Annotated in this window: 12 protein-coding genes; all 12 read left to right on the forward strand. The window is 36.9% G+C overall.

Annotated elements, in window-relative coordinates; genetic code table 11:
* Positions 1-11 precede the first annotated feature (11 nt).
* The gene (locus tag KH109_RS05790; RefSeq protein WP_295216701.1) at positions 12-1457 is read left to right on the forward strand and encodes a GumC family protein; all 1446 of its coding nucleotides are present in this window, start codon (positions 12-14) and stop codon (positions 1455-1457) included.
* A 1-nt stretch (position 1458) separates the two neighbouring features.
* A complete protein-coding gene (locus KH109_RS05795; protein WP_213466977.1) occupies positions 1459-2070 on the forward strand; it encodes a CpsD/CapB family tyrosine-protein kinase in 612 nt (203 codons plus the stop codon).
* Positions 2071-2139: 69 nt separating this feature from the next.
* Entirely contained in the window at positions 2140-3345 is a 1206-nt protein-coding gene (locus KH109_RS05800) for a DegT/DnrJ/EryC1/StrS family aminotransferase (protein WP_363158665.1), read from the forward strand.
* Complete coding sequence (locus KH109_RS05805) at positions 3339-4025, forward strand: sugar transferase (RefSeq protein ID WP_295216709.1); 687 nt, start codon at positions 3339-3341, stop codon at positions 4023-4025. Before KH109_RS05800 ends, KH109_RS05805 begins: the two co-directional genes overlap by 7 nt.
* A gap of 11 nt (positions 4026-4036) precedes the next feature.
* Positions 4037-4903 carry a LicD family protein gene (locus KH109_RS05810; protein WP_024066094.1) on the forward strand — a complete coding sequence of 289 codons (867 nt, stop codon included), beginning with the start codon at positions 4037-4039 and terminating at the stop codon, positions 4901-4903.
* A gap of 9 nt (positions 4904-4912) precedes the next feature.
* Complete coding sequence (locus KH109_RS05815) at positions 4913-5635, forward strand: IspD/TarI family cytidylyltransferase (RefSeq protein WP_295216713.1); 723 nt, start codon at positions 4913-4915, stop codon at positions 5633-5635.
* Positions 5628-6677, forward strand: coding sequence for an NAD-dependent epimerase/dehydratase family protein (locus tag KH109_RS05820; RefSeq protein ID WP_295216715.1), 1050 nt, complete (start codon positions 5628-5630; stop codon positions 6675-6677). The genes KH109_RS05815 and KH109_RS05820 overlap by 8 nt, the downstream gene beginning before the upstream one ends.
* A complete protein-coding gene (locus KH109_RS05825) occupies positions 6674-7741 on the forward strand; it encodes a glycosyltransferase (RefSeq protein WP_295216717.1) in 1068 nt (355 codons plus the stop codon). Before KH109_RS05820 ends, KH109_RS05825 begins: the two co-directional genes overlap by 4 nt.
* Positions 7742-7760: 19 nt before the next feature.
* The gene (locus KH109_RS05830; protein WP_156719282.1) at positions 7761-9002 is read left to right on the forward strand and encodes an O-antigen ligase family protein; all 1242 of its coding nucleotides are present in this window, start codon (positions 7761-7763) and stop codon (positions 9000-9002) included.
* Positions 8980-9912 carry an ATP-grasp fold amidoligase family protein gene (locus KH109_RS05835; RefSeq protein ID WP_295216720.1) on the forward strand — a complete coding sequence of 311 codons (933 nt, stop codon included), beginning with the start codon at positions 8980-8982 and terminating at the stop codon, positions 9910-9912. Before KH109_RS05830 ends, KH109_RS05835 begins: the two co-directional genes overlap by 23 nt.
* Positions 9890-11029 carry a CapA family protein gene (locus KH109_RS05840; RefSeq protein WP_295216721.1) on the forward strand — a complete coding sequence of 380 codons (1140 nt, stop codon included), beginning with the start codon at positions 9890-9892 and terminating at the stop codon, positions 11027-11029. The genes KH109_RS05835 and KH109_RS05840 overlap by 23 nt, the downstream gene beginning before the upstream one ends.
* Positions 11029-12480 carry a lipopolysaccharide biosynthesis protein gene (locus KH109_RS05845; protein ID WP_295216723.1) on the forward strand — a complete coding sequence of 484 codons (1452 nt, stop codon included), beginning with the start codon at positions 11029-11031 and terminating at the stop codon, positions 12478-12480. The genes KH109_RS05840 and KH109_RS05845 overlap by 1 nt, the downstream gene beginning before the upstream one ends.
* Positions 12481-12482 lie beyond the last annotated feature (2 nt).

The following is a 12482-nucleotide window of genomic DNA, read 5'->3' on the forward strand; positions in this document are numbered from 1 at the left end:
GGGGTATATGGGTGGAACAAATTATTGATTTAAAAGAGGTCGGTAGAGTCCTCGTTAAACGACGTCGTAAGATTATCAATATTACGGTAGCATGTATAGTATTGGGTGGTGCATATGGTCTCCTAGCACCATCTACATATCAATCTACATCTATGTTGCGCATTAAACAATCTCAAGGATTAAGTAATTCTGTTTTATCAAGTACTAATGGTTACTCTGACTCTATGGCGCGTCAATTGATGAATACAGATGCTGAAATTTTAAAGAGTCGTAATGTTGTAGAACCTGTTATTGCAGCGATTGAAGATCCAGAAGGAACAGGTAAAGCACCTACATACGAAGAGTTTGTTAAAACGCGTATTGAAACAAAACCATATAAAGAAACTGAATTATTACAAGTTAGTGTAACTGGTAAAAGTCCAGAACAAGCACAAGAGGCTAATCAATTATTAATTGATACATTCTTAAATCGCTTGGCAGATATTTCCCATGTTGAGCAACGGACGACACGCGAATTTTTACAAAAACGTGTGGTAACTGCAAAAGAAGAATTGGGTCAAGCCGAAAAGAAATTACAACAATTCCAAGTGGACAATAAGGTATATTCCACGGCGGATCAAATGAAGGGGCTAACAGATAAGATTACCCTTATTGATCGTGAGAAAGCTCAAAACCAATTGGATTTGGAAACGGCGCAAGCAGCTTTAGGCAGTATTAATGAGCAATTAGGCTCTGCAGGTAAAAGTATTGCTGATAGTGCCACTGTTCAAGCATATAAAGGACAATTAGCTGACTTAGAATCTCGTAAGGCCTCCTATGTTGGTAAATATACTGATGAGCATCCGGCAATGAAAGAGATTAACCAACAAATCGAAGAAGCTAAGAGTGGTTTAAATGCTGAAATTAATGCTATTGCATCTCAACAAGCACCATCTAGCAACTCTGCACAGCAAGGTTTATTAGCAGATAAATTCAGAAATGAAGCGGCTTTAGCTGTAGCACAAGGTAAAGAATCTACCTTAGCTAATCTTGATAAAGAGAACGAAGAGGCTATGAAAAACCTACCTGAAAAAGAACGTGGCTATATTCAAGCTAAACGTGATGTAGATGTAGCACAAGATATTTACGAAATGCTATCCAAACGCTTAGAAGAAGCTAAAGTAGCTGAAGTAATGGTACCAAATGAAGTTCAAATTGTAGATGCTCCTACATTGCCAGAAAAGGCTATTGCACCTCGTAAGATCCTTATTTTATTAGGATCTGCAATTTTGGGTATTATCTTAGGCTGCCTTTACACATTGGGTCAGTTCTTCTGCAACCGCAAGGTTCAATCGGTACAAGAAATCAATGATATTCTTGGCATTGAAAATTTAGGTGTCATTCCAAATCATGAAGAAAAGGAAAATGAAGAACCAAGCAATCGTATTGTAGCATTGTGGCGTAAAGTGAGAGGTTAATATGATTAGACTAATTTCTAATGAGCGTGGTGATACACCACTTGTAGAAGCATATCGTACATTGCGTAGCAATTTACAATACGTATGTAATCAACATAAATGTAAGATCATTTGTATCACCGCTGCTACTAGTGGAGAAGGAACATCTGAGGTAGCGGCTAATACGGCATTAGCTTTATCGAAGAATAATAACAAAGTTCTTTTAGTAGATGGTAATTTACGTAATCCAGTTCAGCATGTAGCATTCAACGTGCAAAATAAAGGCCTTACTAACGCAGTTATTATGGATGAAGATTTGACGATTCATCGCAATATTGTCCCTCATTTAGATGTACTTACTGCAGGCGAAATAGTTGAACATCCTTCTGAAGTCGTAGATTCTAGTAAATTATCTACAATTTGGGATTATATCCGCGACGAATATGATGTAGTTATCATTGATACACCACCAGTATTAGATGTTACGGATGCCATTGTATTAGCTGAAAAATCTGATGGTGTTATGCTTGTTGTTAAAAATGAAGTCGCAGGTCCTAAAGATTTAATAGAAGCTAAGAAACGACTTACTCAAGTTGGAATTCCTTTATTAGGTTCTATCGTCATTGATGTGTAGTCAATAATTTAATATATATTCCATTAGATAAATCAAGCGTATCGATAAGGTACAGAAAGTAATGAGGTGATGTATATGAAAATTAATTTTTCCCCTCCTGATATTACAGAGTTAGAAATCAATGAAGTTGTTGAAGCCTTAAAGAGTGGTTGGATTACAACTGGACCGCGTACTAAAGAATTGGAAAAAAAGATTGCGGCACAATTAGGTACACCTAAAGCTGTTTGTTTAAACTCTGCTACCGCGGCGCTTGAGATGTCTCTTCGTGTATTAGGTATTGGACCTGGCGATGAAGTTATTACCAGTGCCTATTCCTATACAGCTAGTGCAAGCCCTGTTGTTCATGTGGGGGCTACACTAGTTCTTGTAGATACCCAAAAAGATTCATTTGAAATGGATTACGATGCAGTGGCTCGTGCTATTACGCCAAAAACAAAAGCTATTATCCCCGTAGATATTGCAGGTGTCCCTTGTGACTACGATCGTTTGCGCTCCATTGTAGAAGAAAAGAAATCTCTCTTTACACCATCTAATGATATTCAAAAAGCATTGGCACATATTCCTATTGTAGCGGACTGTGCCCATTCCTTTGGTGCTTCATACAAAGGTATACCAACTGGTAATGTAGCTGATTTTAGTAGTTTTTCCTTCCACGCAGTAAAGAACTTTACCACAGCCGAAGGGGGCTGTGCTACATGGCGACATATAGATGGTATTGATGATGAAGTCATTTATAAGCAATTCCAATTATTATCTTTGCATGGACAAGATAAGGACGCCCTTGCTAAGACAAAGGCTGGTGCATGGGAATACGATATTAAGGGTACATATTATAAATGTAATATGACTGATATTATGGCGGCTATTGGTTTGGCTCAATTTGAAAGATACCCAAAACTGTTGGCACGACGTAAAGAAATCATCGCAGCTTATGATGCAGGTTTTAAAGATTTACCTGTTACATTGTTACATCATTATACTGATGATCATCAAAGTAGTGGCCACTTATATTTAGTACGATTAGATGGTCAAGATGCTGAATACCGTAATAAGGTAATTGAGGCTATGGCTGAAGCTGGTATTGCAACCAATGTTCACTATAAGCCAGTTCCTATGCATACGGCTTATAAGAACTTAGGATTTACCATTGATGATTATCCAAATGCTTATAATCAATTTAAAAATGAAATCACATTGCCTCTTCATACATTGCTAACGGATGAAGAAGTGCAATATATCATTAAAACATTTAAAAGGATTATTACCGAATGTTAGTAAAAAACTTTCACGATCTACCACAAGAGTTGCAGTGTGAAGAGGTGCGTCCTTACTTTGAAATATTGAATCAAAGACGAACAAGCCTTCTTTGTAAAAGCATATTTGACCGTGTTATAGCCGCTAGTATGCTCATTGTATTAAGTCCTGTATTTTTGGTGTTAGCCATCATGATTAAACGAGATAGCGAAGGGGAGGTCTTCTTCCGCCAAACTCGGGTGACGCAATATGGCCGTACCTTTGGTATCTATAAATTTCGTACCATGGTAAAAAATGCGGAATCATTAGGTGCTCAGGTGACATCACAAAATGATATGCGCGTTACAAAGGTAGGCAACATGCTTCGTAGCTGTCGTCTTGATGAATTGCCTCAGCTAATTAATATCCTATTAGGAGATATGAGCTTTGTTGGTACAAGACCAGAAGTGCCTCGCTATGTGGCGGCTTATACAAATGAAATGAAAGCAACTTTGTTATTACCAGCAGGGGTAACAAGTGTTGCAAGTATTGCTTATAAAGATGAAGATCAACTTTTACAAAATGCTAAAAATGTTGATGAAGTGTATATCAATGAGGTTTTACCAGGCAAAATGGTTTGGAATTTAAAGAGTATTAAAGAGTTTTCTTTTTTACAAGATATTAAAACGATGATTGATACCGTACTAGCTGTTTTACGTTAAGAGAGGTTCCTATGAGTACATCTATGACAAAGGAAATACAAGAAAAAGAGCTTAGTATGTTGCTGTACTTTAAAGAGTTTTGTGACAAACATAATTTGCGCTTTTATCTCTGTGGCGGTGGTCTCATTGGGGCAATACGTCATAATGGCTTTATCCCTTGGGATGACGACTTGGATTTATTTATGCCACGTCCAGATTACGAAAAGTTAGCTGAACTATGGCCTAAATATGCAGATACAGAACGGTATACCTATTGTCGTACGGATCGGCATCATATCTATCATGATGCAGGTGCTTCTATTAGAGATAATCATACGACATTTATTAATCGCCATAGTATGCATGAAGATATTTGTCATGGTTTAGCTCTTGAAATTATGCCTATTGATGGTTGTGCACCAGGGAAAATTAGCCGTACTTTACAACTTATGTGGGCTATGACCTTTGCACTTTTTAATGCACAACGTTTACCGGATAATAAAGGACCGATGTATCGTGCATTAGCAGGGTGTATTTACAAGGTATTTTCTAGTCAGTCGTTACGTTATCATATTTGGCGTTTTGCAGAAAAGCAAATGACCAAATACGATTTCAATACGAGCAAGGAGTGTACTGAGTTAATTGGTAGTTTAAAAGGCATGAAGTTGCGTCATCCTCGAGAAGACTTTGCTTCTGTTGTATATAAAGACTTTGAAGGTCATCAGATACCTGTAATGAAAGGGTATGAAAGATATTTACGTCTTATTTGGGGCGACTATATGCAATTACCACCAGTAGAACAGCGTGTAGCAAAACATGATGCTGTGTTTGCTGATTTACATACACCTTACAAGGAGTATAGAGGCATACATTATGCCAAGAACGAAGCTCAACCTTAAGGAGGGCCTATGAAACGAATAGCAGTAATCTTTGCGGGTGGCGTAGGTGCTCGAATGAATAACAGCAAGACGCCAAAACAGTTTCTAGAATGGAACGGTAGACCTATTTTGATTCAAACTTTAGATGTGTTTGAACAAACCGACTCTATTGACGGTATTGTTTTAGCTTGCAAAGCAGAGTGGATTGATCATACTAAAAACCTCATCAAAGATGCTGGTTTACAAAAAATTGTATCCATTGTTCCAGGTGGAGACAGTGCTTTAGACTCTCAATATAATGGATTGACAGAGGCAAAACGATTATTTCCTAATGAAGAGGTTACCGTATTGATTCACGATGGTGTTAGACCACTTGTGGATAAGGCAACAATAGAGAGAAATATTGAATCTGTAGAAACAAAGGGTTCTGCTATTACGGTTACACCTGCTATTGAAACCGTTATGGTTACAGATAATGGTTCTATAAACCGTATTTTAAATCGTAGTGAATGCCTTATGGCAAAAGCACCTCAAAGCTTTAAACTAGATGATATTTTATCGGTTCATGATAGAGCTAAAGCAGAAGGCATCCATAATTTTATAGATTCTGCATCCATGATGATGCATTATGGATACACCTTGTATCCAGTATTAGGAGAAACAGAAAATATAAAGATTACTACACCATCTGATTATTATATGTTCACAGGTATTATTAAAAACCGTGAATTAGGAGGATTACAAGATGAGTAATTCCGTTATTAAACGCGAGTTAACAGCTTTATTACAAGACAAAGAGTACTTTGAATTCCTCCGCCATCAGCGCATTCTTGTGACAGGTGCGACGGGACTTATTGGCTCTATGTTTATAAAATTGCTTATACTTGCCAATGAGACTTTTAACTTGGACATAAAGGTAATAGGTTATGTACGAAGTCATGATAAAGCACAGGCTATATTAGGTAACTACTTAGATAATGATTCCATTGCACTTATTGATGGTGCTTTAGAATCTATTGACGTACCTTGTGACTATATCTTACATGGTGCTGCACCAACACAATCTAAATTCTTTATGGAGCATCCTGTAGAAACTATTCGTACATCAATTCATGGTACTGAAGCTATGTTAGAGCTCGGTCATCATAAAACGGTAAAAAAACTTGTGTACTTATCGAGTATGGAACAGTATGGTGTACCCTATGAATCTGGACAAGTGATGACAGAAGAACGATTAGGGTATTTAGATCATTTAAATATTCGCAGTTCTTATTCTGAAAGTAAGAGACTATGTGAGTGTTATTGTAAGTCCTATGCTGTAGAATTTGGAGTTCCTGCTGTTATAGCTAGACTTGCTCAAACTTTTGGACCAGGTGTTCCTGTATCTGATAATCGTGTATTCATGCAGTTTACTAAGAGTGCTCTACGAAATGAAAACATTATCCTTCATACAAAAGGTGACTCCATGTCGAACTATTGCTACATTACTGATGCATTAACGGGCATTTTAACCCTCATGAAGGATGGCGAAGCTGGTGAAGCATATAATATTTGTCATGATGAGGAAACTCGCTCCATAGCGAGTATTGCGCATCTAGTAGCTACGCATGTAAGTCATGGAAAAAGTGAAGTAGTTTTTGACATTCCAGAAGATGTACAAGGTTTGGGATACGCACCGACAGTTCACATGTTCTTAAGCTCTAAGAAGTTGAAATCTTTAGGTTGGCAGCCTAAAGTGTCAATGGCACAAGCCTATGTAAGACTTGCAGAATATATCCAAGAGGAAGGCTTATGAAAAAGGAAATAATTATTGTTACCATCTCCCTCGGTAATGATGGGGCTGAACGTATTTTAACAGAGTTAGCTCGTCAGTGGGTGCATGATGGTCACCATATTACGGTTATCCAAACAAGCCCTAATCGTTATGGTAATGAATATACTTTAGAGGAAGGTATTGAACAAATTCAGATTCATACTACAAGCTCTAATAAAGTAATTCGCTTTATTCAGGAAATTAAAGAGCTGATCAAGATTTTGAAGACAAGACCTAACGCAACATGCTTATCGTTTTTGTCGGCATCGAGCTTTATTCTCGCCATTAGCTCTTGGTTTGTGAAGAATCGCATCGTCTTTTCGGAGCGAAATAATCCGCGCAAGGTGCCTATCGGTTGGCATCAACAAGCGCTGCGTAATTTTGCCTTTCGCTTTGCTGATGCGTTAGTATTCCAAACTGAGGATGCTCGTTCATATTTCCCTCAATCTGTACAAAAGCGTGGTGTTATCATTCCAAATCCTATTAATGGTAAATTGCCACCACCAATTGAGGGAGAACGGGAAAAGACAATCGTTACAGCATGTCGATTGCATCCGCAAAAGAATTTGCCTATGATGATCAATGCTTTTAGTATGCTGGCAGATGAGTTTCCAGAGTATAAACTTGTTATTTATGGCCAAGGTGTTTTAGAGGATGAACTACGTGCTCAAATTAAAGCGCTCAATTTAGAGAATCGTATTTTTTTACCTGGCTTTGCTAGTAATATTTTAGAGAAGGTTGCACCTTGCTCTATGTATGTTTCATCATCTGATTTTGAAGGTATTTCAAACTCTATGTTAGAAGCACTTGGCATGGGCTTGCCTGCTGTAGTTACAGACTGTCCAGTAGGTGGTGCTCGTATGGTAATAAATAGTGGAGAAAATGGTATCTTGGTACCTGTAGGAGATACAAAGGCTATGTATGAAGCTATGCGCAGTATTCTGAAAGACCCTGCATTAGCAGCAAAACTTTCACAGGAAGCTATCAAGGTGCGTGATAAATTTCCACTATGTAAAATTGCTAAACGTTGGTTAGATGTTTTATGAGTTGTAAGGAGGAGAACCATTGAAGTTAAATATAACGGCTATTGCTGACCGCATGATATGGTTCATAACTCTAATTTTTTTAGTGTTGTCGTTGACCATTTCCTTTGCCCTTGGCGATGCGAATTATGGTGCCTATGTATTATTTGTATGCCTATTTGGACTTATTATTTTTTATCTCATACGAGAGCAGGGAGTTATAAAATTTAGGTTTACTTGGATGCATGGTTATATGCTGCTCTTTATTGGAGCCTGTTATCTGAGTACTATTAATGCTATTGAGCCATCTGTAGCACTCAGTCGAAGCTTTGATATTGTTAAGATATTCTTTATGCTTATCATTTTATACATGTGTTATCAAGATAAAACATCGGTGGACACATTATTAAAAATTGGTATGTGGACTGGTTATATAGTTTGTTTTTACACGGTATATTTCTATGGCTTAGATTACTTTATTACGGTTTTGTCATCTTCTGCACGAATTGCAAATGATGCATTAAATGCGAATACTGTAGGTTTATTAGGTGCCAATGCTATCGTTATGACATTGTATTACATGTTATACGATCGACCTCGTTGGTGGAATATTATAGCCTTACCTACATTGGGGATTCTAGCAGCTACTGGTAGTCGTAAAGCTTTAGTATTTGTTGTTGTTGGTACAGTATTACTATTTGTATTTAAAAGTTTACGTAGTGCCAATGTAGTAAATTCTATTGCTAAGATTATTGGGTCATTGTTAGCTCTTACTATCATTGGTATTGCAGTTTTACAATTACCTATGTTTTCAGAGGTTCTGGATCGTATGTCGAGTATGGTGGATGCTTTCTCCGGTACTGGTGGTGATTCATCTACCATTATTCGTTTAGCCTTGGTTGATATAGGGTGGGATTTATTTTATCAATCGCCCATCACTGGGGTGGGGGTAAATAATCCATCTGTACTTACCTATTTTTTATATGGTAAAGAGAATTATTATTTACATAATAATTATATTGAACTATTAGCGGGTACAGGGATAATCGGCTTATTGGCGTATTACTCAATGTATGTGTATATAGCTTATAATTTAATTCGTTATCGAAATTTTCATAGCAATGAATACGTAATGGTGCTCATTTTATTCCTTTCTCAAATCGTCATGGATATGGGGATGGTGTCTTATGAAAGTAAGAGTACATATTTTTATATGATGATGTTTTATTTAGAGGTGCAATTGCTCCGGAAAGGACGTAAAAATGAAGCTCAGCAAGTTATGTAAAGTTGGCATGTCCTTTTTAACAAAACCTTACTATCGCACAAGAGTATTAATCAAATTAGGTTATTATGATTCTTTATCTGATGAAGAGTTTTTAAAGAAAGTATTCCCAAAATACATGGGCTATCCTCTAGATTTAGAGAATCCTAAAACTTTTAGTGAAAAGTTACAATGGCTAAAGGTTAATTACAGAGACCCTATACAAACTGTAATGGTTGATAAACATGAAGCTAAGAACTTTATTGCTCAACGGGTGGGTGAACAATATATAATTCGCACACTTGCTGTTTGGGATTCTGTAGAGGATATAGACTTTGATGCATTACCTAATCAATTTGTTTTGAAATGTACACATGATAGTGGGGGCATCGTTATTTGTAAAGATAAGTCATCCCTTGATCGAGAAGCCGCTAAAGCTAAATTAAGTGCATCCTTACAACGGGATTATTCGCGTATAGCCAGAGAGTGGCCTTATAAAGATGTTCCTCGTCGGATTATAGCAGAGGAATATTTATCTGAGCTAGGTAGCAATGAAATCTTAGATTATAAAATGTATTGCTTCCATGGTAAACCAAAGTTGACTGTAGTATGTTCTGACCGCTTTTCTAAAACAGGAACGCGTATGAATTTTTACGATATCGATTGGGAACCTATGGGCATTCATTTTGGACATTATCCGCCGGTATCAACTGAGTTTACAAGGCCTGAAACATATGAAGAAATGCTAAGATTGGCTGCTGAACTTAGTAAAGGCTGCCCATTTTTACGTGTTGATTTCTATGAAATAAAGGGACGACTTTATATTGGAGAGTTAACGTTCTTCCCGGGTGCAGGATTAGAAAAGTTTCGTCCTATGACAAAAGATTATGAATTGGGAGAGTGGTTACACCTTGAAACTGTACATCGGGGCTGATTTTGTCCCAACGGATATAAATAGAGAATTATTTGAATCTGGTAATGGAGAGGCTTTGGTTGGTAAGGAGTTACTGGGACTTCTAAAGGCATCTGATTTAAATGTATTTAATTTAGAGGTGCCTTTAACAGATGCATCTACTCCGATTAATAAATTTGGTAATAATTTAAAGTCTCCTACAAAAACAATCTATGGTTATAAGGCTTTAGAGCCTATATTTTTAACATTGGCTAATAATCACTCCTTAGATCATGGTGTAGATGGATTAACTACTACACTGGAGTTATTAAAAAAGCATGATATTAAAAATGCAGGTGCTGGTGCTAATGTAAAAGCAGCTAAAAAGCCATTTATCTTTGAAAAAGAAGGTATACGTATAGGATTTTACCTATGTGCAGAACATGAGTTTACCGTTGCTTCTTGTCATACAATGGGGGCTAATCCATTTGATGTATTAGAGAGCTTTGATGATGTAGAAGCTTTAAAGAAAACTTGTGATTATGTTATCGTCCTATATCATGGTGGGAAGGAGTTTTATCGCTATCCATCGCCAATGTTACAAAGATATTGCAGAAAATTTGTTGATAAAGGGGCAGACCTTGTAATTTGCCAACATAGTCATTGTATAGGTTCTCGTGAGGACTATGGTAAGGGGACTATTATTTATGGCCAAGGTAACTTTATCTTTAACTCCGAATCCTATATACATCATAAGGAGTTTATAAAAGATTCCTTATTAATCAGTGTAGAGGCTACAAAGAATACCTTTGTTGTATCTGAAGTGCCAATTCGTGGTACCGAAAGGGGCACCCGTTTGGCTACTGAATCGGAAGCCATTGAAACATTGACGAAATACAAAAAGCGAAGTGAGAACATTAGGGATGCTCATTTTGTTGCTCAAGCATATAAGGATTTTGCTGATACTCATGTAAAGCGATATTTGCGTGAATTTTTAGGTAGATCTTTTATTATCCGCGCAATAAATGGATTATTTGGAAGAAAATTAATGCAACTTATTTTAGGAAAAACAAGTTATTTAGCAATTCAAAATTACTTGGAATGTGAAGCTCACCATGAATTATTCTTGCGGGGCATTAAGAATATCAATAAAAAATAATGGATACTAAAATAGTAGCTGCTGCTAAATGGTCTGTTATAACAGAGGTTTTAGCAAAGCTTATTACACCACTAACAAATATAATATTGGCCCATATGCTAGCGCCTACGGCATTTGGTATATTGGCAACGATTATGATGGTTATATCCTTTGCAGAAATGCTAGCTGATGCGGGATTCCAAAAATTTCTTGTACAGCATGAGTTTGAAAGTGATAAAGAAAAACAGGAGGCTACAGATGTAGCTTTTATTGCTAATTTTGTGCTTTCTTTACTCTTGTGGGGGGCTATTATAGTCGGTCGTGATGAGTTGGCTGTATTAGTCGGTAATGATGGTTTAGGTATACCGTTGGCTATAATGGGGGCTATGATTCCGCTCTCTGCCTTTAGTAGTGTACAAATGGCATTATATCGACGGGATTTTAACTTTAAGTTTCTTCTTAACATTCGGCTCATCACAATTCTGACTCCTATATTGATATCCATACCTATGGCGCTCATGGGATATGACTATTGGTCTTTAATCGCTGGTATGTTAGGGGCTCAGTTATTTACGGCTTTGGCCTTATTGAAGAGTAGGAAAAATCAAATCCATCTCTTCTTTAGTTCTCGAGTCTTTATGAACATGTTTAGTTATAGTGCATGGTCATTGGCTGAAGCATTTTCTATTTGGCTTACTGCATGGGTGGATACCTTCATTATTAGTCGCTTTTTAGATGCCTATTATTTAGGGATATACAAAATGCCTATGGCTATTGTTACAACTGTTATGGCCATGGCTACTTCATCTTTAGCGCCTGTATTATTTGCCGCTTTAAGTCGAGTTCAACAGGATGAACAGGCATTTTCCAATACATTCTTTACATTCCAACGCTATATGGCTCTTTTTTTAGTACCTATAGGGATAGGCTTGTTTGTATTCCAAGACTTTGTTGTTGATCTCTTATTGGGACCACAATGGAAGTTAGCAGGTATTGTATTGGGATCTTGGGCCTTGAGTTCCGCTATTATGACAGTAACAGCGAATTTGATCTCTGAAGTATTCCGTGCAAAGGGAGTTCCTAATTTATCATTCTGGACTCAAATATTACATTTAGTTGTATTAATACCGGTAATATATATTTGTATTCAGTATGACTTTAGTACATTTGTCTATGCTCGTTCAATAGTACGCATGGAAATGTTAATGGTTGCCATGATTTTCTTAGCATTATTTATACATATGAGTGCCCTTCGAGTGATTACTAATATAGGTGTATATCTAATTACTGCATCTATTGTTGGTGCTCTTGCATATAGTATTTTACATTTATATGATGCGGTATGGTGGACTATAGCTTGTATGATTTTATGCGTTGTATTGTATGTGGTTATCTTATATCTCATACCATCTGAGCGCACTATTATCACTTCTGGCGTTGATAAAGTATTAAGTAAAGTAAGACGCTCATAATT

Origin of the sequence: Veillonella sp. (genome assembly GCF_018381775.1) — a bacterium.
Taxonomy (GTDB): Bacteria; Bacillota; Negativicutes; order Veillonellales; family Veillonellaceae; genus Veillonella.